Annotated in this window: 24 protein-coding genes; 10 read left to right on the top strand and 14 right to left on the bottom strand. The window is 65.5% G+C overall.

Features of this window, described 5'->3' with window-relative positions; all coding sequences use genetic code 11:
- Positions 1–14: 14 nt before the first annotated feature.
- Entirely contained in the window at positions 15–1,427 is a 1,413-nt protein-coding gene (gene pntB / locus AB6724_RS07830) for a Re/Si-specific NAD(P)(+) transhydrogenase subunit beta (RefSeq protein WP_369337953.1), read from the top strand.
- Positions 1,428–1,511: 84 nt separating this feature from the next.
- Here pntB and AB6724_RS07825 read toward each other — a convergent pair whose 3' ends face one another.
- Positions 1,512–2,132 carry a LysE family translocator gene (locus AB6724_RS07825; protein WP_369337952.1) on the bottom strand — a complete coding sequence of 207 codons (621 nt, stop codon included), beginning with the start codon at positions 2,130–2,132 and terminating at the stop codon, positions 1,512–1,514.
- A gap of 105 nt (positions 2,133–2,237) precedes the next feature.
- Between AB6724_RS07825 and AB6724_RS07820 the strand changes: the two genes are divergently transcribed.
- Positions 2,238–2,693, top strand: a complete 456-nt coding sequence (locus AB6724_RS07820) for an Lrp/AsnC family transcriptional regulator (RefSeq protein ID WP_369337951.1) — start codon at positions 2,238–2,240, stop codon at positions 2,691–2,693.
- Between the two features lie 78 nt (positions 2,694–2,771).
- On the opposite strand, the gene AB6724_RS07815 is transcribed toward AB6724_RS07820, so the two are convergent.
- Entirely contained in the window at positions 2,772–3,575 is an 804-nt protein-coding gene (locus tag AB6724_RS07815) for an exodeoxyribonuclease III (RefSeq protein WP_369337950.1), read from the bottom strand.
- A gap of 10 nt (positions 3,576–3,585) precedes the next feature.
- Between AB6724_RS07815 and pyrE the strand changes: the two genes are divergently transcribed.
- Together pyrE and AB6724_RS07805 are read left to right on the top strand one after the other, a co-directional pair.
- On the top strand, positions 3,586–4,287 hold the full coding sequence (gene pyrE, locus AB6724_RS07810) for an orotate phosphoribosyltransferase (RefSeq protein WP_369337949.1): 702 nt from the start codon (positions 3,586–3,588) through the stop codon (positions 4,285–4,287).
- Positions 4,288–4,293: 6 nt separating this feature from the next.
- Complete coding sequence (locus tag AB6724_RS07805; protein WP_369337948.1) at positions 4,294–4,956, top strand: DUF4124 domain-containing protein; 663 nt, start codon at positions 4,294–4,296, stop codon at positions 4,954–4,956.
- On the opposite strand, the gene AB6724_RS07800 is transcribed toward AB6724_RS07805, so the two are convergent.
- The 5 genes from AB6724_RS07800 to AB6724_RS07780 form a co-directional block, all read right to left on the bottom strand.
- Positions 4,957–5,301: a hypothetical protein gene (locus tag AB6724_RS07800; RefSeq protein ID WP_369337947.1), complete on the bottom strand. Its 345-nt coding sequence runs from the start codon at positions 5,299–5,301 to the stop codon at positions 4,957–4,959. It abuts the gene before it with no gap.
- Between the two features lie 77 nt (positions 5,302–5,378).
- Positions 5,379–5,597, bottom strand: coding sequence for a hypothetical protein (locus AB6724_RS07795; protein ID WP_369337946.1), 219 nt, complete (start codon positions 5,595–5,597; stop codon positions 5,379–5,381).
- A gap of 80 nt (positions 5,598–5,677) precedes the next feature.
- A complete protein-coding gene (locus AB6724_RS07790) occupies positions 5,678–6,805 on the bottom strand; it encodes an HPP family protein (RefSeq protein WP_369337945.1) in 1,128 nt (375 codons plus the stop codon).
- A 130-nt stretch (positions 6,806–6,935) separates the two neighbouring features.
- Positions 6,936–7,505, bottom strand: a complete 570-nt coding sequence (locus AB6724_RS07785) for a nitroreductase family protein (protein WP_369337944.1) — start codon at positions 7,503–7,505, stop codon at positions 6,936–6,938.
- A gap of 94 nt (positions 7,506–7,599) precedes the next feature.
- Positions 7,600–8,631 carry a hypothetical protein gene (locus AB6724_RS07780; protein WP_369337943.1) on the bottom strand — a complete coding sequence of 344 codons (1,032 nt, stop codon included), beginning with the start codon at positions 8,629–8,631 and terminating at the stop codon, positions 7,600–7,602.
- 298 nt (positions 8,632–8,929) lie between these two features.
- Here AB6724_RS07780 and serA point away from each other — a divergent pair, with 298 nt between their 5' ends.
- Positions 8,930–10,159, top strand: coding sequence for a phosphoglycerate dehydrogenase (gene serA / locus AB6724_RS07775; RefSeq protein WP_369337942.1), 1,230 nt, complete (start codon positions 8,930–8,932; stop codon positions 10,157–10,159).
- Between the two features lie 69 nt (positions 10,160–10,228).
- Here serA and AB6724_RS07770 read toward each other — a convergent pair whose 3' ends face one another.
- A complete protein-coding gene (locus AB6724_RS07770) occupies positions 10,229–10,726 on the bottom strand; it encodes a YcxB family protein (protein ID WP_369337941.1) in 498 nt (165 codons plus the stop codon).
- A gap of 130 nt (positions 10,727–10,856) precedes the next feature.
- Between AB6724_RS07770 and AB6724_RS07765 the strand changes: the two genes are divergently transcribed.
- Positions 10,857–11,762 carry an OPT/YSL family transporter gene (locus tag AB6724_RS07765; protein ID WP_369337940.1) on the top strand — a complete coding sequence of 302 codons (906 nt, stop codon included), beginning with the start codon at positions 10,857–10,859 and terminating at the stop codon, positions 11,760–11,762.
- A 112-nt stretch (positions 11,763–11,874) separates the two neighbouring features.
- Here the strand turns inward: AB6724_RS07765 and AB6724_RS07760 are convergent, their stop codons facing one another.
- The 5 genes from AB6724_RS07760 to gatC all read right to left on the bottom strand — a co-directional run bounded on the left by AB6724_RS07760 (position 11,875) and on the right by gatC (position 17,917).
- Complete coding sequence (locus tag AB6724_RS07760) at positions 11,875–12,702, bottom strand: alpha/beta hydrolase (protein WP_369337939.1); 828 nt, start codon at positions 12,700–12,702, stop codon at positions 11,875–11,877.
- 970 nt (positions 12,703–13,672) lie between these two features.
- Positions 13,673–14,365 carry an excinuclease ABC subunit A gene (locus AB6724_RS07755; RefSeq protein WP_369337938.1) on the bottom strand — a complete coding sequence of 231 codons (693 nt, stop codon included), beginning with the start codon at positions 14,363–14,365 and terminating at the stop codon, positions 13,673–13,675.
- A gap of 146 nt (positions 14,366–14,511) precedes the next feature.
- Complete coding sequence (gene gatB / locus AB6724_RS07750) at positions 14,512–15,957, bottom strand: Asp-tRNA(Asn)/Glu-tRNA(Gln) amidotransferase subunit GatB (protein WP_369337937.1); 1,446 nt, start codon at positions 15,955–15,957, stop codon at positions 14,512–14,514.
- Between the two features lie 150 nt (positions 15,958–16,107).
- Positions 16,108–17,598, bottom strand: a complete 1,491-nt coding sequence (gene gatA, locus AB6724_RS07745) for an Asp-tRNA(Asn)/Glu-tRNA(Gln) amidotransferase subunit GatA (RefSeq protein WP_369337936.1) — start codon at positions 17,596–17,598, stop codon at positions 16,108–16,110.
- Positions 17,599–17,617: 19 nt separating this feature from the next.
- Complete coding sequence (gene gatC, locus AB6724_RS07740) at positions 17,618–17,917, bottom strand: Asp-tRNA(Asn)/Glu-tRNA(Gln) amidotransferase subunit GatC (protein WP_369337935.1); 300 nt, start codon at positions 17,915–17,917, stop codon at positions 17,618–17,620.
- A gap of 212 nt (positions 17,918–18,129) precedes the next feature.
- On the opposite strand from gatC, the gene AB6724_RS07735 reads away from it, so the two are divergent.
- From AB6724_RS07735 to mrdA, 4 genes are all read left to right on the top strand, one after another.
- Positions 18,130–19,173 carry a rod shape-determining protein gene (locus tag AB6724_RS07735; protein WP_283486930.1) on the top strand — a complete coding sequence of 348 codons (1,044 nt, stop codon included), beginning with the start codon at positions 18,130–18,132 and terminating at the stop codon, positions 19,171–19,173.
- Positions 19,174–19,337: 164 nt separating this feature from the next.
- Positions 19,338–20,345: a rod shape-determining protein MreC gene (mreC, locus tag AB6724_RS07730; protein WP_369337934.1), complete on the top strand. Its 1,008-nt coding sequence runs from the start codon at positions 19,338–19,340 to the stop codon at positions 20,343–20,345.
- Positions 20,342–20,860 (top strand): rod shape-determining protein MreD, encoded by a 519-nt coding sequence (mreD, locus tag AB6724_RS07725; protein ID WP_369337933.1) that lies wholly within the window; start codon positions 20,342–20,344, stop codon positions 20,858–20,860. Before mreC ends, mreD begins: the two co-directional genes overlap by 4 nt.
- 143 nt (positions 20,861–21,003) lie before the next feature.
- Positions 21,004–22,953, top strand: a complete 1,950-nt coding sequence (mrdA, locus tag AB6724_RS07720; protein ID WP_369337932.1) for a penicillin-binding protein 2 — start codon at positions 21,004–21,006, stop codon at positions 22,951–22,953.
- Here the strand turns inward: mrdA and AB6724_RS07715 are convergent, their stop codons facing one another.
- A complete protein-coding gene (locus AB6724_RS07715; protein ID WP_369337931.1) occupies positions 22,954–23,712 on the bottom strand; it encodes a sulfite exporter TauE/SafE family protein in 759 nt (252 codons plus the stop codon).
- Between the last annotated feature and the right edge of the window lie 219 nt (positions 23,713–23,931).

The raw sequence follows: 23,931 nt of genomic DNA, 5'->3' as shown, positions 1-23,931 counted from the left end.
AGGAAGAGAGAACCATGTCCCAAAGTCTCGCCACGGTGGCCTATCTGGGCGCCGCCATTTTGTTCATCCTGAGTCTGGGTGGCCTGTCCAACCCCGAAACCTCGCGCCGCGGCAATCTGTTCGGCATGATCGGCATGGCCCTGGCCGTGCTGGCCACGGTCTTCGGCCCGCGCGTCAGCCCTGCCGGAATTGCCTGGATCGTCGGCGCCCTGGTCGTGGGCGGCGGCATAGGCCTGTATGCGGCCAAGGTCGTGAAGATGACCCAGATGCCCGAGCTGGTCGCCCTCATGCACAGCCTGGTGGGCCTGGCCGCCTGCCTGGTCGGCTTCGCCAGCTATGTGGACAGCTCCAGCGCGCTGCAGGGTGCGGAGAAGATCATCCACGAGGTGGAAATCTATGTCGGCATTCTCATCGGCGCCGTGACCTTCTCGGGCTCGCTGATCGCCTTCGGCAAGCTCAACGGCCGCATCGGCGGCAAGCCGCTGCTGCTGCCGGGCCGCCACTGGCTTAATCTGGCGGCGCTGCTGATCGTGATCTGGTTCGGCCGCGAGTTCCTGCGCGCCGAGACCCTGGCCCAGGGCATGCTGCCGCTGGTGGTGATGACGGCCATCGCGCTGCTGTTCGGCATCCACATGGTCATGGCCATCGGCGGCGCCGACATGCCCGTGGTGGTGTCCATGCTCAACAGCTACTCGGGCTGGGCCGCCGCGGCCACGGGCTTCATGCTCAGCAACGACCTGCTGATCGTGACCGGCGCTCTCGTGGGCTCCTCGGGTGCGATCCTGAGCTACATCATGTGCAACGCCATGAATCGCAACTTCCTCAGCGTGATCGCGGGCGGCTTCGGCTCGGGCGCGCCCGCCAAGAAGGGCGATGCCGCGGCGGCCGAGCCCCAGGGTGAGGTGGTGCCCGTGGCGGCGGCCGACACGGCCGAGCTGCTGCGCGAGGCCAAGAGCGTGATCATCGTGCCCGGCTACGGCATGGCCGTGGCCCAGGCACAGCACACGGTCAATGAAATCATCAAGACCCTGCGCGACAAGGGCGTGAACGTGCGCTTTGCGATCCACCCCGTGGCCGGCCGCATGCCCGGCCACATGAACGTGCTGCTGGCCGAGGCCAAAGTGCCTTACGACATCGTGATGGAGATGGACGAGATCAACGAGGACTTCCCAGAGGCCGACGTGGCCATGGTCATAGGCGCCAACGACATCGTGAACCCGGCCGCCCAGGACGATCCGGCCAGCCCGATCGCCGGCATGCCGGTGCTCGAGGTCTGGAAGGCCAAGACCTCCATCGTGATGAAGCGCTCCATGGCCTCGGGCTATGCGGGGGTGGACAACCCGCTGTTCTACAAGGAGAACAACCGCATGCTGTTCGGCGACGCCAAGAAGATGCTCGACGAGGTGTTGTCGGCGCTCAAGGCTTGAGGGGCCGCATCTCCTGAGGCGCCATGCGCCTCCCCCTCGCGAAGCGCCCGGGACATAGGTCCCGGGCGCTTTTCTATTCGGGGATCAATGCCAGGCCATCTCGACGAGCAAAAGCAGGGCAATGCCCAGCATCAAGGTCCCGGAGATGCGGGAGACCAGCTGGGCCGCCGCGGGGCGCGAGCGCAGCACGCTTTGCGAGCCCCAGCCCACGCCAAAGTAGACCACGGCGCAGCTGGCTGCATGGACCGCGCCCAGGGCCATGATCTGGGCGAACACGGGCCAGTGGTCGGCAGGGCGTACAAACTGGGGCAGCAGGGCCAGCAGCAGCAGGAGCTGCTTGGGGTTGAGGCCGCTGACGCTGGCGCCCTTGAGCGTCCAGTGCCAGCGCGTGCCGGCCTCGGCATCGTCGCCGCCTTGAATGGCGGCCGGGCTGCGCCACAGGCCTATGCCCATCCAGGCCAGGTAGAGCGCACCCGTGGCAGTCAGAGCCGTGAGCAGGGCGGGGTTGCGCGCCACCAGAGCGCCCACGCCCGCCGCCACGGCCAGCGTGGCTAGCAGCGCGCCACAGGCCAGGCCCACGGTGGCGGGCAGCACCAGCCTGCGCCCGCGCAGGCCCGCGGAAATCACATAGGCCCAGTCGGCGCCGGGCGTGAGCACCAGAAGAAAGGAGACGGCCCAGAAGGCAGTCAGAGCGGCAAATGACACGAAGTTCTCTCGAAAAGCATGGGTGCAGAGAGAATATGGAAGACCAGCGAGAATGTGCTCTCAATAAATGCCGGTTAACGGCTTGAGATTGAAAGAATCTGCCTCGTGAATGCAATTGATCGAAAAATTCTTGCGGCGCTGGAAAACGATGGCCGCCTGACGGTGACCGAGCTGGCCGAGCAGGTGGGTCTGAGCCTGTCGCCATGCCACCGGCGGGTGCGTGCACTCGAAGAGTCGGGCGTGATCCGGGGGTACCGCGCGGAACTGGACCCGGCGGCGCTGGGCCTGGAGTTCTCGGCACTGGTCTTCGTGACCCTGCATGACAGCAAGTCCGTGCCGGCCTTTGAAGAGGCCGTGGCCCAGATCGAGAACGTGGTCCAGGCGCAGCGGCTGTTCGGCGACCCCGACTACCTGCTGCATGTGGTGGTGCGCGACCTGCCCGCCTTCCAGCGCCTGTATGACGCCAGGCTCACGGACCTGCCCGGCATGAAGCGCATGACCTCCACCCTGGTGATGAAGCATGTGGTCACCAACCGCCCCCTGACCTCGGCCATGGACTAGGCCCGCGGCCGGCGCCAGATAGCAAAACGCCTGCGTGGCGCAGGCGTTGCCGGGATGGCTGCAGCGGCCGCGGGCCGCTTACAGCGTCATCTCGTAGCCTATGGTGATGGGCGCATGGTCCGAGAACTTCTCGTCCTTGTAGATGGACTCGCAGCGCGCCAGCGCGGCCACGGCGGGCGTGGCCAGGTGGTAATCCAGACGCCACCCCACGTTGTTCGCATAGGCCTGGCCGCGGTTGCTCCACCATGTGTAGCAGGCATCGGTGGTGTCGGGCTGGAGCTGACGGTAAACGTCGACCAGGCCGCCCGAGGCTTCAGTCTTGTGCAACAACTTTGTCATCCAGTCGCGCTCTTCGGGCAGAAAGCCGCTGTTCTTCTGGTTGCCGCGCCAGTTCTTCAGATCGATCTGCTGGTGGGCGATGTTGATGTCGCCGCAGAGGATGAAATCGCGCTCGGCCTTGAGCTGCATCAGATGGGTGTGCATCTTGGCCAGAAAGCGGAATTTCGCCTCCTGGCGCAGTTCGCCCGAGCTGCCGCTGGGGAAATAGGCGCTGATGATGGAGAACTTGCGGCCCGGCTTGTCGAAGCGGGTCTCGACATAGCGGCCCTCGGCGTCGAACTCCTCGCCGTCGAAGCCCACCACCACGTCGCTGGGCTCGTGGCGGGAGTAGACGCCGACGCCCGAATAGCCTTTTTTCTCGGCAAAGTGGAAGTGGCCCTTCATGCCGGCCAACACCTCGAAACGCCCGGCCATATCGCTGGCCTGGGCCTTGATTTCCTGGACGCAAATACAATCCGGCGCAGTGGCCGCGATCCAGGCTTCCGCGCCTTTGGTCGTTGCAGAGCGGATACCGTTGAGGTTGAGGCTGGTTAATTTGAACAAGGATGAATCCATGGTGGTGAGTAAGCAGCCAGTGGACGGCGCAGGCCGTCTGGCGCAGGATTTTGTGCAGTTTGCCGTTGATGCGGGCGTGCTGCGTTTTGGCGAATTCAAGACCAAGGCCGGTCGACTGAGCCCGTACTTCTTCAACGCAGGCCTGTTCGATGACGGCGCCAAGATGGCCCGTCTGGCCGAATTCTATGCAAAAGCCATTCTGGCCAGCGGCATCGAGTTCGACATGGTCTTCGGCCCGGCCTACAAGGGCATCCCCCTGGCCGCGACCGTGGCCGTGGAGCTCGCGCGCCAGGGCAAGAACGTGCCTTTCGCCTATAACCGCAAGGAAGCCAAGGACCACGGCGAAGGCGGCACCCTGGTCGGCGCGCCTCTCAAGGGCCGCGTGCTCATCGTCGACGACGTGATGAGCGCGGGCACGGCCGCGCGTGAGTCCATCGCCATCATCAAGGCCGCAGGTGCCGAGCCCCATGCGGTGGCCATCGCCCTGGACCGCCAGGAAATGGCCACCGAGAATGGCCAGGACGTGCCCCACAGCGCCGTGCAATACGTGCGCCACCAGCTGGGCATGCAGGTCTGCGCGATTGCCAAATTGGCAGATTTGTTGCTTTATCTCGAGCAGCAGGGCAGCGATGCGGGCCGCGAGCACCACGAGCGCGTGCTAGCCTATCGCCAGCGTTACGGTGTCGAAGACAAGGAATAAACACGCATGAAGCAGGCATGGCATGCAAAACTGGGTTTGTCCGTGGGAGCCATCTTCTGGGCCGGGGTCGCACTCGCCCAGGCTCAGGCCAATACCGGTGGCATCTATGCCTGCACCGACGCCAAGGGGCGGCGCATCACGGCCGACCGCCCGATTGCCGACTGCGTGGACCGCGAGCAGCGCGTGCTGGGCAAGACCGGCGTGGAGCTGCGCCGTGTGGGCCCCACGCTGACCGAGCAGGAGCGCGGCACTCAGGAAGCCCGGCGCCGTGAAAACCAGGCCGAACAGGCGCGGCTGCGCGAGGAGCGCTCGCGCGATCGCGCCATGCTGCTGCGCTATCCCAATCAGGGCGTGCACGATGCGGCCCGCAGCGAGGCTCTGGCCCAGGCCAATGACGTGGTCGCCGTGGCCCAGCAGCGGCAGACCGAGCTCAGGGAGCGGCGCCGGAAACTCGACACCGAGCTGGAGTTCTATCAGAACGATGCCGCGAAGGCTCCGGCCAATCTGCGCCGCCAGCTCAAGGACAACACCGAGTCCCAGGAAGAGCAGCAGCGCTTCATCCGCCAGCAGGATGAGGAAAAGCAGCGCATCAACCAGCGCTTCGATGCGGAGCTGCAGCAGCTGCGCAAGCTCTGGGCCGCCCAGGCCCAGCCGCGCGAGTCGCACTGATCACGGATTGTGCATGGCCATGAGCCGGCCCAGCAGCAGGGTGCAGGCCCAGGCCAGCCCGCCCACGATCAGCGGCGTTTGCAGCAGCAGTGGGCCCTGGGCCAGCAGCCGCAGCGCATTGGCCTGCCATAGCGCCGCATAGCCCTTGAACAGGCCGTAGCCCAGCCACAGCAGCAGGCCCAGGCTGGCCAGCGCCGCCATGACGCGCATATTGCGGCCGTCGCGGCTGGCCGCGGGAATGCGCAGCGCGCCGCGCCACAGCCAGCCCACGGCGGCCAGCACCAGCAGCGCGCAGGCCGCGATGGACAGCGGCAGCCAGAGCGAAAGAGGAATCAGCGACGACATGGCGCGGCACTTTAGCGCAGATAGCAAAGGCTCAAAAAAATGCCCGCCTTAGCGGGCGGGCACATGGGATGGCGGCCTCAGGCGGCTTGCCAGAGCGCATGGCCGCCGGGCACGGCCTGGATGCCGAGCACGGCCGCATGGTGGGCCAGCAGTTCGTCGAAAGTCCTGGCGGTGTCGCTGCTGGCTGCGCTGCCCTCGTACTCCGTGGCGACCTGGGCAGCGGTGAAGGAATGGGGGCCGAAGCTCTGCACGATGTTGCGCAGCTTGTCGAGATTTGGGGTGAGCACGCTGTCCATGGCAACTCCTTTGAGGCGACGCATTGCAGACAGTGTAGTCCGCGGCCGCGACGCCGCAAGAGGGTGCGCTCGGGGCGGGCCTAGCGGTTGAGCGACAGCAGGGTGCGGATCACATCCGAGCGCGTGATCACGCCCACCAGCGTGTTGCCGCGCAGCACGGCGATGAACTGCACGGTGTGGGAGGCCAGCTCGTGCAGCAGATCGCCCATGGGCGTGGACTCCTGCACGCAGAGCTCGGGCTCGCGCATCAGGCTGCGCGCCACGGGCCCGGACTTGTGGCCGGGTTTGCGCAGCCGCTGCCACAGGCTTTGCTGCTGGCTGGCGCGGTGGCCCTGCCAGAGCCAGTCGAACAGGTCGGCGCGCAGAACGCGGCCTATCAGCTGCTGCTGTTCGTCCACCACGGGCAGGCTTTTGACCAGATGCCGGTGAAACAGGTCGGCCACCTCTTCCAGCGGGGTTTGCGGGCTCACGGTCAGCAGCCGGGCGGACATGACCTCGCCGCAGCTCACGGCCGCCAGGCGGCGCTTGATGGCCTGCTCCTCGGCCGCGGCCAGCAGCTCGCCGAGGTCGTCGGGCGTCAGGTTGTAGGACTGGTCAAAGCGCTGCAGCAGCTGCTGCAGATCCTGCTCGCTCAGTGCCAGGCCTGAAGCCTGGCGCCGCACGGCTGCCGGCGGCGGCTGGTGCAGATAGGGCCGGCCGCAGGCGCGGTGGTAGAGCACGCCCACGGCGGCCAGCACGCCCGACATGACGGCCATGGGAATCAGCAGATGCCAGCCCAGCGGCACCATCTGCGCCGCGGCCAGCACCGTCAGCAGGGCCACGGCACCTCCGGGCGGGTGCAGCGCGCGCAGCAGCAGCATCAGGGCGATGGCCCCGGCCACGGCCAGCGCGGCCAGCCCAGTCTGCGACAGCGAGGGAAAGGCCCAGAGCAGCAGCAGCGTGTACAGCGCCGAGACCGTGTTGCCGACCACGCAGTTCCAGGGCTGGGCCAGCGGGCTGCTGGGTACGGCAAACACCAGCACGGCCGTGGCGCCCAGCGGCGCGAACAGAAACAGCGTGCGCGGGAAAAAAGTGTCCACCAGCCCCACCAGCATGCCGGCCAGCGCCAGGCCCAGGCCGGCACCTATGCCCGAGCGCAGCAGCTCGCGCCAAGAAGGACGGGTGGTGACAGGCCCCAGGCGCTGCCTCAGCGTTTGCATCACGGACATGGTGTGGTCTGGCGCAGAGGAGCTAGCAAATTTGATAGCTGGCTGCGCCTTGTAGTCTTGGTTTGCCTGCCATTTTTATCCAAAGCCGCTGGGCACAATGGGGCCGGGGCTTTGGATTTTGCGCGAGTGCTTAGGCGGCGCTGGGCACGGCGCCGGCGCTCAGCACCTCGTTCAGCGGCTTGCGCAGCGACGGGATTTCGCGCGCGCGCAGGTCCTCGGGCAGGGTGGCCGCGTCGGCACGGCGGCCCACGGCGATCACGCACTCGGGCAGCAGATGGGCGGGCAGGTTCAGCACCCGGCGCGCCTCGTCGGCCGAGAAGCCGCCCATGGCGTGGGTGGCCAGGCCCATGGCATGGGCTTCCAGCGCCAGATAGCCCCAGGCGCAGCCCGCGTCGAAGCTGTGCTTGGCCGGAGAACTCTCCTGGTTGGACAGCAGCACGATGAGCGCGCCGGCGTTCAGGCACCAGCGGCGGTTGGCCTCGTTGGGGATCTGGGAGAAAGCCTGCCAGTGGGCGTCGCCGCGCAGCGCATAGGCAAAGTGCCAGGGCTGCTTGTTGCTGGCCGAGGGAGCCCAGCGGGCGGCGTCCACCAGCTGCTCCAGCTGGGCCGTGCTCAGCGCCTCGGGAACGAAGGCGCGTGGCGACATGCGCTCCAGGAACTGGGAGTGGATGGGGGTGGCGGTGGTGCGGGTGGTGCTCATCGTGAAATCCGGAAAACAAAAAGGCCCGGCCTCACAGGAGGGCCGGGCCCGAAACCATAGCTCAAGCTCCGGCTTTCTGCTCGGAGCCTCGGTATCAGGACTTGGGGGTGGAGTTCTGGCTCATGGTGCGCATATGGCGCTCCATGCGGATCAGCACCAGCACCATGACCACCATCACCAGGCAGGAGATCAGCATGGTGGCGAAAGCCGTGTCCACGCCCAGGAACTTCCACTTGTCCTCGTCGGGGTTCTCGCCGCGCAGCATCTGGGCCGTGCGATCGAAGGACAGGGTGTAGTTGGTCAGCAGAATGTTCACGATCTGCTGCGCGGGCTGCAGCTGCAGCTTGGCGGTCAGCTTCTCGTTGGCCAGCACCTTCTCCAGGGCCGCGGGCAGGCCCTTCACATAGGCGGCGTACGAGCCCTCGCCATGCTCCTGCTCGGCGGCCTGGGCGCGGCTGTGGATTTCGGCGGCCAGGTTCACGGGATCGCTGAGCGGTACGTCCTCGTCGGAGGCTTCGGCTTCGGCGGCGGCAGCCACGGCAGCGCTGACAGCCGCCGCTGCGGCGCGGTCCTCGCGGTTCAGCGCAATGCGGCGCGCGCTCCAGGCCGCATCGGCGGCCGCGGCCGCGGCGTCGGCGGCCTCCTTGTCGCAGCAGGAGTTCTCGCGCGCTTCGCGCATCTTGATCTGGCGGTTGACCTCATCGTCGGAAGGCGCGGCATCCCCCTTGAGCAGCGGGTGAATCGGGTCCAGGCCCTGGCCGCTGTTTTCCTTCTCGATGCGCTTGCGTGCCGCGGGGTCCTTGTAGATCAGGCCGCGCAGCAGGCCGTCGGCCTTCTGGAAGCTGGAGCGCAGCGCCGGGTCGGCCAGGCGCTTTTCCAGGGGGATCTGGGGGTTGATGCTGCTGAGGTCGCGGCCGGTCTCCTCCTCCATGTACTTGAGGTCGTAGGGCGCGTCCTTCCAGTTCAGCGCCACGGGCGCGGCCAGCGCGGCATCGGGCTTCTTGCTCTTGTAGTGGTCCCAGATCCACAGGCCCATGCCAATCAGCACAAAGACGGAGAACGCGAGCAGCACCACTCGCACGATCTGTACCAGCGTGTCTTCCACGCGGCGCAACAGGTTCAGCATATGCGGCAAATCCTTTTTGAAAACTTGTCGATAAAAGGCTTCAAGCTATTAAATTTGAAGCATTCGGGTGCCAGGGATTCTAGGAAGCGAAAGCGTTTGTCTCAGTCTGTTACAAGTGGGCGGGCGCCGGTGTTGGCACTTGCTCCCCGTGCGAGCTTGACCTCTGGCGCGGGGATGGCCATATAAAAACACTGCGCCGCGGCACAAATGCAACAAATATCCATGAATTGCACCCAGAAGCTGTGCCGAATTATCCAATCCGCTGTAATGGGGTTTTCACGGATCGGAGGGCCCGCTTATGGCCAAGACATCGCTGGACAAATCGAAGATCAAGTTTCTGCTGCTCGAAGGCATCCACCCCTCCGCACTCAAGGTGCTCAATGATGCGGGTTATACCAATGTGGAAGCCTTGAGCGGCGCGCTCGAGGGCGAGGAGCTCAAGCGCAAGATCGCCGACGTGCACTTTGTGGGCATACGCTCGCGCACCCAGCTCACGGCCGAGGTGTTTGCGGCCGCGCAGAAGCTGGTGGCCGTGGGCTGCTTCTGCATAGGCACCAATCAGGTGAACCTGAACGCGGCGCGCGAGCGCGGCGTGGTGGTGTTCAACGCGCCCTATTCCAATACCCGCTCGGTGGCCGAACTGGTGCTGGGCGAGGCCATTCTGCTGCTGCGCGGCATCCCCGAAAAAAGCGCCGTGGCGCACCGCGGCGGCTGGAAGAAGAGCGCCGAGAACTCCTTCGAGATCCGCGGCAAGACCCTGGGCATCGTCGGCTACGGCTCCATAGGCACCCAGCTGTCGGTGCTGGCCGAGAGCCTGGGCATGAAGGTCGTCTTCCACGACGTGGTGACCAAGCTGCCGCTGGGCAATGCGCGCCAGGCCGCGAGCCTGAGCGAGCTGCTGGGCCAGGCCGATATCGTGACCCTGCATGTGCCCGAGCTGGCCTCCACCCACGGCATGCTGGGCGCCGCGCAGATCGCGGCCATGAAGCCCGGCAGCATCCTCATCAATGCCTCGCGCGGCACGGTGGTGGACATCGAGGCCCTGGCCGCGGCGCTCAAGGCCGGTACGCTGCTGGGCGCGGCCATCGACGTCTTCCCCAAGGAGCCCAAGAGCAACAAGGACGAGTTCCAGTCGCCGCTGCGCGGCATGGACAATGTGATCCTGACGCCGCATATCGGCGGCTCGACCATGGAGGCCCAGGCCAATATCGGCCTGGAAGTCGCGGAAAAGCTGGTCAAGTACAGCGACAACGGCACGACCACCTCGGCCGTCAACTTCCCCGAGGTCGCGCTGCCCGAGCACCCGGGCAACAACCGCATCCTGCATGTGCACGAGAACCGCCCCGGCATTCTCTCGGCCATCAACCAGGTGTTTGCCGACAACGGCATCAATATCGCGGGCCAGTACCTGCGCACCGACGAGAAGGTCGGCTATGTGGTGATCGACATCGACGCCCAGTCCTCGGCGCTGGCGCTGGCCAAGCTGGCTCAGATTCCGGGCACCATACGCTGCCGCGTGCTGTTCTAACGCTTACCGCAGCCATGAAAAAAGGAGACCCAGGTCTCCTTTTTTCATGGCGCAAGGCCTAGTCCCGGCCTAGCTGCGCGGTGCGCCCACATTGGCCAGCAGCAGCTCGCGCAGCGGCGCGATCAGGCCGGGCTGCGTGTCGGCGGCCTTGGGTAGAGCCAGAAACAGTCGCGGCTGCAGATAGAGCAGCAGGCTGCGCTCGTCCTCGGCCCACTGGATGATGTGCTCCCAGGGCAGGCTGCCGCCGCCGCGCGCCGAACGCAGCTGCAGCTGTCCGTCGCGCAGCGCCACGGTGTTTTGCTCGCGCAGCGAGGGCGAGCGCCGGTAGCTGCGCCGCGCCATGGGCTGGGTGATCAGCCGGAAGCTGCCGAGGGGCAGCAGGGCGTAGACCAGCCCGCCCAGGGCCAGCCAGTGGTTGCCGTAGTACAGGCCCAGCCCCAGCAGCGCCAGCCCCGCCAAGCTGACGAAATACAGCAGCAGCCTGGCCCACCAGGGCTTGAGCGAGGCGTGCAGGCGCTGCGCATCCACGAATTGCGCTTCGGTGAGCTGGTAGGTCAGTTCGGCCATGCGCGCATGATACGGGCGCTTTGTAGGACCGGGCCTGCCCGCGCTCCGTGGGGCATGCGGGGCGCCGCAGGCGGTGCTAGGCTGATGCCGGTTGCAGCTCTTCAAGTCCATCATGAAAACAACTACCGCTATGAGAGAGTTCAGCTTGCGCGGCGTCATGCTGGGTGCGCTCATCACCCTGGCCTTTACCGCGGCCAATGTGTATCTGGGGCTCAAGGTGGGGCTGACCTTTGCCTCGGCCATACCGGCGGCCGTGATCTCCATGGCGCTGCTCTACCGCTTCAAGGACTCCAACCTCCTCGAAAACAATCTGGTGCAGACCCAGGCCTCGGCGGCCGGCACCTTGTCTTCGGTGATCTTCGTGCTGCCGGCGCTGCTGATGCTGGGCCTGTGGACGGGCTTTCCGTTCTGGCAGACGGCGCTGATCTGCACGGCCGTGATTCCGCCCGTGCTGGATCTGCTCTACAACGCCTACGGCTTTGCGGGCAGTCTGCCGCGCGCCGGCATGGACCCGAACCAGGCGCTGGCCGCGCCCCAGGCCACGCTGATGCTCAAGATCGCCTCGGGCATCTTCGAGGGCTCGCTGGACTGGAGCATGCTGGGCCTGGGCCTGGGCCTGGGCGTGGCCACGGGCCTGGTCGTCATCGTGGCCGATGTGCTGCTGCGCAAGAGCGGCCGGGGCGCGCTGCCGCCGCTGGCCGTGGGCCTGGGCATCTATCTGCCGCCCACCATAGGCCTGACGCTGACTCTAGGCGCCTTGCTGGGCTGGCTGATCCACAGGGCCGTCAAGGCCCATGCCGAACGCGGCGGCCAGCCCTGGGGGGCGGCCGCCGAGGAGCGCGGGCTGCTGCTGGCCTCGGGCCTGATCGTGGGCGAAAGCCTGATGGGCCTGATCATCGCCGCGCTGATAGGCTTCAGCGGCAAGGATGCGCCGCTGGCCGTCGTGGGCGAGGGCTTCGCGCCCGCCATGTGGCTGGGCCTCGCGTATTTTGCGGGCCTGTGCGTGTTCTTCTACCGGCGCGTGCTCAAGCCCTGATGGTTGAGAAACTCTGGTTTTGATAGCTGAAAGCGCTTGTCGAACCAGCGCTACAGTGCAAAAAGACACAGCCGGCCCGAGCCGCTGCGGCTTTGGCCTTGCAGGGCGAAGCTCAGAGGCCTTGCGGCAATGCCTGGACCGGAGCCCCGTCCACGAAGCGCTCAATGGCCTGCCACAGGCCGGGACTGCGCAGGATGTTGGAGTGGCCGGCCTGGTCGAAGGCCAGCACCTGCACGGCCTTGCCCTTGAGGCGCTGCAGCAGGGCATCGGTGCGCGCCGGCTCCACCACCTGATCCTGGCCCGCGCGCAGCACCAGAATCGGGCCGCCGTAATGCTGCAGATGCGCGGCGGAGTCGAAGGGGTCGCGCAGCAGCAGTTCCACGGGCAGCCAGCCATACATGCCGCGCACCGTGTTCAGCATGCTGTCGAAGGGCGTGACCAGCACCAGCCTGTCGGGGCGGCGCAGATCGGCCACGGCCGATGCCACGCCTGTGCCCAGGCTGCGGCCGATGACGGTGATGGGCTGCTGCGGGTGCAGCCGCTTGACCTCGTCGAACAGGGCCGCGGCATCGAGCTCCAGTAGCTCCTGCGTGGGCTCGCCCTCGCTGGCGCCATAGCCGCGGTAGGCCAGCGTATAGATATCGCTATGCGGCAGGTTGTGCGCGAGCTGGGGCAGGCGGCGCTCGATATTCTCGGCATTGCCGCCAAAGTAGATCACCGCGCTGCCGGCCTGGCCGTCCTTGGGATGCAGCTGCCAGCCGCGCAGCAGCACATCGGCGCGCTGCAGCGAGAAGTTCGTGCTCTCGGCCTCCACCCGCGTGCTGCCGCCCTGAAAAATCATCTGGCGCTGCTGCGCAAACATATAGCTGCAGATGCAGACATAGATCGCCACACACAGGGCGAGCAGCCAGAGCAGGGGCTTGAGCAGCTTGGAGAACATGAACGGACGGGCAAGTGATGCGGGAGTGCGCTGGATTGTGCGCAGTTTTGTGTGACTGCTGTGTAGTCTTTGACGCAGCTTTATGTAAAAGAGGCTGTGAAATTGATAGCTGGCGGCGCTTGATGTGTCTTGGCTTGAGGCTGATTCTGCTTGTGCTTCTGTTTTTGCTGCGAGCCGGGCCGGGTTTTTGATGGGCTTGTACCGCCGCATGCCTGATTTTTGAGCAGAGGGCGGGTCTCGGCCCGCCTTGCCGACTTACTTTCTTGCTTGTGCAAGAAAGTAAGCAAAGAACACAGCCCCTGCTGCCCACGACCCCTTCGCTGCGCTGTGGGGCAACCTGCGCCGTCAACCTCCTGTGGCTGTGCGGCAAAACTCACTGCGCGCTGATGCGCTTCGTTCAGACACGTTGCCGCAAGTCAGAGCACGATGCGGCTGCACTCTGCGGTGCAGCCGCGCGCCCCAAGAGGCTGCCGTCGCAGGCGTGGGCACAAGGGGCGATACCGGGTGCGGGATAGCTTCTGCGTGTTTTTGATAGCTGTTGCCGCAATCTGGATAGGCGCTAGAGCCTGATTTCGTGCAGGTCATCCGAATCTGTTCTCCCCGTTTGGCTGCGCCTGCGGCACGCGGTTCAGACTGCGGGTATTGGCACCGAAGAGTGCCAATACTGCGTCATCCAATTTGCGGCAACGTGTTTGAGCGGCGCGCGCAGCTGCCGCACCGCAGCCTGAATTGCGTGACGCAGGTTTGCCCGGAGCGAAGCGCAGGGACGCGGACGGTAGGGTCGCCTTTTCTTTGGGTACTTATCTTTTGGCGAAGCAAAAGAAAGTACCTCGCCTGCCGGGGCGAGACCCGGCCTCTGTCGTGAGCGACAAAGCAATCGCTGCTTTGATAGCGACTTACGCTTGATGCCGCTGGGCTAGAGACAGATGAGGTTTTGTCTTGGACGCATACCTAATGGCTTGCTTGACGTTTAGGCGGTCGGCAAAAAATACCCCGACCTATGCTGATTCCGACTGCTGCTCACACACAGCTTCAACCGCGCCTCCATGTACTGCCGCACTTCCGAGCGATCGCACATCTGCGCCAGATCTTCCCAGTACAGCAAGCTGGTGAAAGCAGCCTTGGCAGGCTCTGCCACGTCGCCCTCGGTCGCATCTGCGGTGCGCGCAGGGCTGGGCACAAAGATAGGCACGTTCACCGGGGCGTAGTGTTGCACGGGGCGACCCGTGGCTTCTTCCTTGCGGCGTGAGGTCAGCACAAAGTAATGCTGGCGGGCATCGGCCAGGTGGGGCTTTTTCTCGGCGTCAAAGACCTTGTCCAGCCGCTCCAGGCCCTTGGCCACATCGGCGGCATAGGTCCAGTTGCTCAGGTATTTGGTTTCGATGAATAGAAAGATCTGGCGCGCGGGGTCGGAGATCAGGACGTCGGACAGCTTGCTGCGCAGGCGTTCGTGGCAAAGATAGGCGTGGGTGTCGAACGAGACATGGGGGCTGTGCAGGGCCAGGTCTTCGCGGCCCGTGACTTCCTGGAGGTAGCGGTTGAAGAGTGTGATGCGCTTGGTGTAGCCGGGCGTGAATTCGTTGAAGAAGTAGCCGGCGAAGAACTTGGTGCAGAGGTTGCGCTCTTTTTCGGATTCGATGAGGGAGGCGTTCGAGAAGATCACAGAAACTTTCCTGAGCAGGCGGCGCAGGGCATGGGAACCGACAAATAACAAGGCCGCAGGCATATGCTGCCTGCGGCCTTGCGCATTATCAGAGCTCACAGGCACGCCTTTGGCGACGTGCGTGTAACGACGTGCTTGTAACAGAGTTAGGCCAGCTTGGCCTTGAGCAGTTCGTTGACCTGGCCGGGGTTGGCCTTGCCCTTGGAGGCTTTCATGACCTGGCCGACCAGGGCGTTGAAGGCCTTGTCCTTGCCCGCCTTGTACTGCTCCACATTCGCGGGGTTGGCAGCGATCACCTCGTCGATGATGGCCTCCAGCGCGCCGGTGTCGTTCATCTGCTTGAGGCCCTTGGCTTCGATGACGGCGTCCACGTCCGAGCCCTCGCCGCTCCACAGCGCCTCGAACACCTGCTTGGCGGCGTTGTTGGAGATGGTGCCGTCGGAGATGCGGCCGATCATGGCGGCCAGCTGGGCGCTGCTCACCTTGACGGCCTCCATGCCGATTTCTTCCTGGTTCAGGCGGCGCGAGATTTCTCCCATCACCCAGTTGGACGCCAGCTTGGCCTGGCCGCAGGCCTTGGCCGCGTCCTCAAAGTAGGCGGCCATGGCCTGGCTCTGGGTCAGGGTGGTGGCGTCGTATTCGGGCAGGCCGTATTGCTCGACAAAGCGTGCGGCCATGGCGCGGGGCAGTTCGGGCATTTCGGCCTTCACGCGCTCCACCCATTCGGGGGCCACGACCAGCGGCGGCAGGTCGGGGTCGGGGAAGTAGCGGTAATCGGCCGCGTCTTCCTTGGTGCGCATGGCGCGGGTCTCGCCCGTGTCGGGGTTGAAGAGCACGGTGGCCTGCTGGATCTTGTGGCCGTCCTCGATCTGCTCGATCTGCCAGAGGATTTCGTAGTCGATGGCGATCTGCATATTCCTGAACGAGTTCAGGTTCTTGATCTCGCGGCGCGTGCCCAGCGGCTGGCCGGGCTTGCGCACGGAGACGTTGGCGTCGCAGCGGAAGCTGCCTTCCTGCATATTGCCGTCGCAGATGCCGATCCAGGTGACGATCTTGTGCAGCTCCTTGGCGTAGGCCACGGCCTCCTCGGTGCTGCGGATGTCGGGCTCGGTCACGATCTCGAGCAGCGGCGTGCCCGCGCGGTTCAGGTCGATGCCCGATTCGGCTGGGAATTCGTCGTGCACGGACTTGCCCGCGTCTTCCTCGAGGTGGGCGCGCACCAGGCGCACGGTCTTGAGCTTGTCGCCCACGTAGAAGCTGACTTCACCGCCTTGCACCACGGGGATCTCGAACTGGGAGATCTGGTAGCCCTTGGGCAGGTCGGGGTAGAAGTAGTTCTTGCGCGCGAAGATGGAGCGCGGCGCAATCGTGGAGCCCAGCGACAGGCCCAGCTTGATCGCGCATTCCACGGCCTTTTTGTTCATGACCGGCAGCGTGCCGGGCAGGGCCAGGTCCACGGCGCAGGCCTGGGTGTTGGGCTCTGCGCCGAAGGCGGTGCTGGCGCGGCTAAAGATCTTGCTGTTCGTCGCCAGCTGGGTGTGGGTTTCGAAGCCGATGACGACTTCGTAGCCATTGATTAGTTTCACAGTCATGTTCTTGCTTCAAAAAGTGGGCTGTATCCATGGCACCGCGCATGAAACCGGCGCGGCCCGATCCAGGGACAGCGAGCAAGGGCCGCCCCGCAGCGAGGCTGTCGTCCCCCTTGAGGGGGAAGGCGCGAAGCGACTCAGGGGGTGTTCCATTTAAATACCGGCGGGGGTGCGCAGGTGGAAGTCGGTGGCTTGCTGGAAGCGGTGGGCCGCGTTGAGCAGCCTGGCTTCGCCGAAGTAGTTGCCGATCAGCTGCAGGCCCACGGGCATGCCGCCGTCGCCGAAGCCGGCGGGCAGGGAGAGGCCGGGCAGGCCGGCCAGCGATGCGGGCAGGGTGAAGATGTCGGCCAGGTAGTTGCTCACGGGGTCGGCCTTGCCGCCTATGGCCCAGGCCGTCGTCGGCGCGGCCGCACCGGCGATGACGTCGCAGTCCTTGAACGCGGCCTGGAAGTCGTCGGCAATCATGCGGCGGATCTTCTGCGCCTGCAGATAGTAGGCGTCGTAATAGCCTTCGCTGAGCACATAGGCACCGATCATGATGCGGCGCTTGACCTCGTCGCCAAAGCCTTCGGCGCGGGTCTTGCGGTACATGTCGTTGAGGTCTTCGTACTTCGCGGCGCGGTGGCCGAACTTCACGCCGTCGAAGCGCGAGAGGTTGGACGAGGCCTCGGCCGGAGCCAGGATGTAGTACACGGGCACGGACAGCTCGGTGCGCGGCAGGCTCACGGGAACCAGCTTGGCGCCCAGCTTCTCGTATTCCTTGAGCGCGGCGTCCACGGCTGCGCGGACATCGGCCGACAGGCCTTCGCCGAAGAACTCGGCGGGAATGCCGATGCGCAGGCCTTCGATCGAATCGTCCAGCTTGGCGCTGAAATCCTCGGCGGGCACATCCAGGCTGGTGGAGTCGCGGTCCAGATCGGGGCCGCACATCTCGGACAGCAGCAGCGCGCAGTCTTCGGCGCTGCGGCCCATGGGGCCGGCCTGGTCCAGCGAGGAGGCGAAGGCGATCATGCCGTAGCGGCTGGCGCGGCCGTAGGTGGGCTTGATGCCGGTGATGCCGCAGAAGCTCGCGGGTTGGCGGATGGAGCCGCCGGTGTCGGTGCCGGTCACGGCCGGGGCCAGGCGCGCGGCCACGGCAGCGGCCGAGCCGCCCGAGGAGCCGCCGGGCACGCGTTCGTGGTTCCAGGGGTTGCGCACGGGCTGGGCCGTGTCGAAGCCCACGGGGGCGACGGCCGAGTTCTCGTTGGCGCCGCCCATGGCGAATTCGTCGCAGTTGAGCTTGCCCAGGGTCACGACGCCGGCATCGGCCAGTTTGCGCACCACGGTGGCGTCAAACGGCGACTGGTAGCCTTCCAGCATCTTGCTGGCGGCAGTGGTGGGAAAGTCCTTGGTGACGAAGATGTCCTTGTGCGCGATGGGCACGCCGGCCAGCTTGCCGCCCCGGCCTTCGGCGATCAGGGCATCGGCCGCCCTGGCCTGGGCCAGCGTGGCTTCTTCATTGATGGCGACGAAAGCGCCCAGGTTCTGGTGCTGCTTGGCGCGGGCCAGAAAGTGCTGGGCGGCTTCGGTGGCGGAAACCTGTTTGGCGCGCAGCTGTGCGGCCAGCTCGGCCACGCCGAGGTTGTGCAGTTCGGTGTTGCTCATGGTTCTTTGGCTTGCGCGTTTACTCGATGACCTTGGGCACGAGGAAGTAGCCCTTGTCGGCGGCCGGAGCGTTTTGCATGTTGGCTTCGCGGTTATTGGGCTCGCTTACCAAATCGTCACGTAGCCGTAAGGCGATGTCCTGGATGGCCGCCACGGGATGTGACAGAGGGCTGACGCCTGAAGTATCCACAGCCTGCATTTTTTCGACGATGCCGAAAAAGTTGTTTAGCTGCGCGAGCATGCGCTTACTTTCGTCTTGCGACAGCTCAAGCCGTGCCAGGTTGGCGATACGCGCAATATCTTGATCGTTCAATGCCATAGAAAATATTAAACAGGGCAGCCGCGTGTAAAGCAGTGTTTCTAACCCTGACAGTAGAAGTTATTCACAGGGGATACGGTATTATCTCGGCTTTGCCGCAAGACCTCCGTCCGGCTGGTCATTGTGCAAAAAAAGCCCACCCACCCAGACTCCATTACCTTACACCCCGGCGACGGCAGCCGATGCGCCAGCCGTGCCTGAGAGGACCTTGAATGTTCGGAGCTTTCCGTCGGTACTTCTCCACCGACCTAGCCATTGACCTTGGCACAGCCAACACCCTGATTTTCGCCCGAGACAAGGGCATTGTTCTCGATGAGCCCTCGGTTGTCGCGATTCGCCACGAAGGCGGCCCCCACGGCAAGAAGGTGATCCAGGCCGTGGGCCGCGAGGCCAAGGCCATGCTGGGCAAGGTGCCCGGCAACATCGAAGCCATCCGCCCCATGAAGGACGGCGTGATCGCCGACTTCGTGATCACCGAGCAGATGATCAAGCAGTTCATCAAGATGGTGCATCCGCGCTCGGTGCTCACGCCCAGCCCGCGCATCATCATCTGCGTGCCCTGCGGCTCCACCCAGGTCGAGCGCCGCGCCATCAAGGACGCGGCCGAAGCCGCGGGCGCCACGGCCGTGTACCTGATCGAAGAGCCCATGGCCGCCGGCATCGGCGCGGGCCTGCCCGTGTCCGAAGCTTCGGGCTCCATGGTCGTCGACATCGGCGGCGGCACCACCGAAGTGGGCGTGATCTCGCTGGGCGGCATGGTCTACAAGGGCTCGGTCCGCGTGGGCGGCGACAAGTTCGACGAAGCCATCATCAGCTACATCCGCCGCAACTACGGCATGCTGATCGGCGAGCCCACGGCCGAAGCCATCAAGAAGCAGATCGGCTCCGCCTTCCCCGGCTCCGAAGTCAAGGAAATGGAAGTCAAGGGCCGCAACCTCTCCGAAGGCGTGCCGCGCAGCTTCACCATCTCTTCCAACGAAGTGCTGGAAGCGCTGACCGATCCGCTGAACCAGATCGTCTCGGCCGTGAAGAACGCGCTCGAGCAGACGCCGCCCGAGCTGGGCGCCGACATTGCCGAACGCGGCATGATGCTGACCGGCGGCGGTGCGCTGCTGCGCGATCTGGACCGCCTGCTGGCCGAGGAAACCGGCCTGCCCGTGCTGGTGGCCGAAGAGCCGCTGACCTGCGTGGTGCGCGGCTGCGGCATGGCGCTGGAGACCATGGACCGCCAGGGCAGCATCTTCACCAGCGATTAATCGCTGTGCACCGTGGTGTTTTGCGGTACGCGGCATAGTGCGCGTACCGCCACCGCTATTGACTGAACAGGGCTTGAGTCCGTGATACGCCTAACTGCGCTCTCCTTTGGCATGCTTCCCGCGACGGGAGGCTGTGCGTACACGGCCCTGCACCTGGGGTGGCTATGACACTGGAAACCCTGGACCGCCGCGCGCCCTCGCTGTTCAAGCAGCAGGCTTCGCGCACCTCGCAGCTTGCCCTCTACAGCGCCTTGGCGCTGTTTTTGATGGTGGCCGATGCGCGTTTCAAGATCACGGCGCCGGTGCGCGCCGCCGTGTCCGTGGCACTGGCGCCCGTGCAGTGGGTGGTGGCCCAGCCCGTGCTGGCCTACCAGAACGCCAGCCGCTATGCCGAGGTGCAGCAGCAGGCCGTGGCCCGCGAGGATGCGGCGCGCAAGGAGCTGGTCGTTATGGCTCAGCGCGCCGAGCTGGCCGAGGAGCTGCTCAAGGAAAACGAACATCTGCGCGCCATGCTGACGCTGCGCGAGCGCAGCACCACTCCGGGCCAGGTGGCAGAGGTGGTTTATGACAGCCCCGATCCCTATACCCGCCGCGTGGTGATCGACAAGGGCCAGGTGGACAAGGTCGCGCCGGGCTCGCCCGTGCTCGACGAGAGAGGGGTGGTTGGCCAGGTCACGCGCGTCTATCCCACGCGCGCCGAGGTCACGCTGTTGATCGACCGCGACCAGGCGATTCCCGTCTTCAACCCGCGCACCGGGGCCCGCAGCGTGGCCTATGGCGACGCCTCGTCGGCGCGCGCCGGCGGGCTGGAGCTGCGCTTCATGCCCAGCAATGCCGATGTGCAGGTCGGCGATCTGCTGACCACCAGCGGCGTAGACGGGCTGTACCCGACCGGCCTGCCCGTGGCCAAGGTGGTGACCGTGGACCGCCGGGCCGATTCGGCCTTTAGCCGCATCTATTGCGAGCCCGTGGGCCGGGTGCAGGGGGTCAGCCATGTGATGGTGCTGCAGCCGCTGAACCGCGTCGAGCACCCCGAGGCCGCGAGTATGGCGGCCCAGGCCGAAGCCACCAAGGCCGACAAGACCGTCAAAGCGCGCAGCAGGAAGGAAAAAGCGGCGGCCGAGAAGGCCGACGACAAGCCGGCAGCCCCGCAAGCAAAGGACCCCGCATGATCATGCCGCGCGGCCAGCAGCTGTTGCTGCCGGTCAATCCCCTGTTCATCGCGATCACGCTGCTGCTGGCGCTGGTCATCAATATGCTGCCGCTGGGCCGCATCGTCTGGCTGCCCGACTGGCTGATCGTGCTGCTGGCCTTCTGGAGCCTGAACCAACCCCAGCGCGTGGGCATGGGCCTGGCTTTCATGCTGGGGCTGATCATGGACGTGGACCGCGGGGCGCTGCTGGGCCAGCATGCGCTGGCCTATACCCTGCTGGTCTATGTGACGGGCTGGATGAGCCGGCGCCTGCTGTGGTTCTCCAGCCCCGTGCAGGCCCTGCATATGCTGCCGCTGTTTGCGGCCGCGCATGGCCTGCAGGTGCTGCTGCGCGTGGCCGTGGGCGGCATCTTCCCCGGCCCCTGGTTTCTGCTGGCGCCCGTCATCGAGACGCTGCTGTGGCCCATCATCAGCGTGCTGCTGCTGGCGCCCCAGCGCCGTGCGCCCGACAGCGACGAAAACCGTCCGTTGTGATGCAGCACCCCCTGAGTCGCTTCGCGCCTTCCCCCTCTCTCTACGCGCTGCGCGCTATGGGAAGGGGACGCAGCCCTTGCTGCGGGACGGCCCTTGCTCGGCTGCCCGCGTTTGGGGCGCGCCAATCTCGTGGGTATTGAGTCATGATGGAAATTCGCAACACCGAAGCCGAGCTGCAGCGCTTTCGGCTGCGCACGCTGGTCATGAGTGTGGTGGTGTTCCTGGCCTTCTGCCTGCTGGTGTCGCGTCTGCTGGTGCTACAGGTGGAGCGCCACGAGGAACTGGCCGAGCGCGCCGAGAGCAATCGCACGGCCGTGGTGCCCATCGTGCCCAACCGCGGCCAGATCCTGGACCGCAACGGCGTGGTGCTGGCCAGCAATTACTCCGCCTATACGCTGGAGATCACGCGCTCCAAGGTCGAAGACCTGGACCAGACCATAGACGGGCTGGCCGAGATCGTGGAGATCACGCCGCGCGACCGGCGCAAGTTCAAGCGGCTCATGGACGACTCCAAGAGCTTCGAGTCGATTCCCATCCGCTCGCGCCTCACGGACGAGGAGGTGGCCAAGTTCGCGGCCCAGCGCTATCGCTTCCCCGGTGTGGATATCAAGGCGCGGCTGTTCCGCACCTATCCGCTCAAGGAGACGGCCAGCCACGTCATCGGTTACATCGGCCGCATCAACCAGAAGGAGAAAGAGGAGATCGACGACTCCGACGATGCAGCCAATTACCGCGGCACCGAGGTCATAGGCAAGCTGGGCGTTGAAAAGAGCTACGAGCAGCAGCTGCACGGTCAGACCGGCTGGGAGGAAATGGAAACCTCGGCCGGCGGCCATGCGGTGCGCAAGCTGGGCAGTCGCGCGGCGACTCCGGGCAACAGCCTGCAGCTGTCCATAGACATCAAGCTGCAGAAGATGATCGAGGATCTCTACGGCAATCGCCGCGGCGTGGCCGTCGCCATGGATCCGCGCAACGGCGAGCTGCTGGCCATGGTCAGCAAGCCCACCTATGACCCGAACCTGTTCGTGGACGGCATAGACCAGGAAAGCTGGAAGGCGCTCAACGAGTCCCTGGACCGGCCGCTGCTGAACCGCTCGCTGCGCGGCACCTATCCCGTGGGCTCGACCTACAAGCCCTTCATGGGGCTGGCGGGCCTGGAAACCGGCAAGCGCACGGTAGGCACCATCATCCAGGACGGAGGCTCTTGGACCTTCGGCGGCCATACCTTCCGCTCGGGCCATGCCCTGGGGCCGGTGGATCTGGTGCGCGCCATCCAGCATTCGAGCAATGTCTACTTCTACACGCTGGCCAACGAGATGGGCGTGGACGGGATTCACGACTTCATGAAGCCGCTGGGCTTCGGCCAGCTCACGGGCATCGACCTGCCCGGCGAGGTGCGCGGCGTGCTGCCCAGCAAGGAGTGGAAGCGCAACACCTACAAGCGCGCCGCGCAGCAGCAGTGGTATGCGGGCGAGACGATCTCGCTGGGCATCGGCCAGGGCTACAACAACTTCACGATCCTGCAGCTCACGCATGCGCTGTCCACGCTGGTCGCCAACGGCGTGAACCACACGCCGCATGTGGGCAAGGAGCTGATCGACGCCGTGACCGGCGCGCGCACCGCCATAGAGCGGCCGGCCCCCGTGAACATGGGCTACAAGCAGAGCAATATCGACGCCGTCAAGCGCGGCATGATGGCCGTGGTGACCGGCGGTACCGGCCGCGGCGTGTTTGGCGGGGCCAGCTATCTGTCCGGTGGCAAGACCGGCACGGCCCAGGCCATTTCCGTGGGCCAGAAGGAGAAGTACAACGCGGCGCGCCTGGCCGAATACCAGCGCGACCACTCGCTGTACATCGCCTATGCGCCGGCTGAGGACCCGAAGATCGCCGTCGGCGTGATTGTGGAGAACGCGGGTTTCGGCGCTGCGGCCGCCGCACCCATGGCGCGTCGCATCATCGATTACTGGCTGCTGGGCAACTATCCCAGCGAGGCCGACATGGCCGCCATGCGCGTGGGTAAGGCCGCGGCCCCGATAGGCACGCCGCGCCGTGCCGAGGACGTGCCGCTGGACGCCTCGGACGAGGCGCCCTGATTACTTGAGGAAGGCGTCGTAGCCGGTCTTGAGGATCAGCACGCCGACCACGCCGATGAAGATGGTGCGCACAAAGCCCGTGCCGCGGCGCAGGGCCAGCCAGGTGCCGAGCATGCTGCCCAGCACATTGGCCACGGCCAGCGGGATTGCGAAGTGCCACCACACATGGCCTTTCAGTGAGAACAGCAGCAGCGCCGCCGCATTCGAGGCCAGATTCAGCAGCTTGGCGCTGGCCGAGGCGTTCAGGAAGTCGTAGCCCAGCAGGCGCACGAACAGGAACACGAAAAAGCTGCCGGTGCCGGGGCCGAAGAAACCGTCATAAAAGCCTATGAGCAGACCGATGGCGCTGGCCGTGAGCATCTCGGCGCGGCCCGCCAGGCGCGGCGCATGGTCGCGGCCCAGCTCCTTCTTGGCCAGGGTGTAGAGCAGCACGCCCAGCAGGATGAAGGGCAGGAGCTGGCGCAGGAAATGCGGCGAGATCAGCGTCACGGCCCAGGCGCCGAGAAAAGCTCCCACCAGCGTGGTGCCTATGGCGGGCAGCAGGGTGGCCCAGGTGATCTGCACGCGCTTGCTGTACTGCCAGGCCGAAATCGCCGTGCCCCAGACGGCCGCGCTCTTGTTGGTGCCGAACAGCGTGGCGGGCGTGGTGCTGGGAAAGGCTGCAAACATGGCCGGCACCAGAATCAGGCCGCCTCCGCCCACGATGGCATCGACAAAACCGGCCAGGGCCGAGGCGAGAGAGACAAGAATCCATTCCATGAAGCGGTGCCTGCAAGTGGTGCGTGGCTGGCGGGCGAGGCCGCCAGCCTGCGGGGGAAAGGCCCGGTGGTGCTGAGTCCCGGGCGCGGAGCGCGCCGATTGTCGCACCGCAGCACCAATAGCGTGCGCAGGCATAAAAAAAGGCTATGTCCCCGTTGAGTGTGGAAAAACGCCGATAGCCGCGAGGAGCATGGCTTGCGGGGTTGGCAGGCGATGGGT

It is taken from the genome of Comamonas guangdongensis (assembly GCF_041079535.1).
GTDB classification, from domain to species: domain Bacteria; phylum Pseudomonadota; class Gammaproteobacteria; order Burkholderiales; family Burkholderiaceae_C; genus Comamonas; species Comamonas guangdongensis.
Note: the sequence above shows the minus strand (reverse complement) of the source record. Positions and strands in the feature narration are given on the sequence as shown.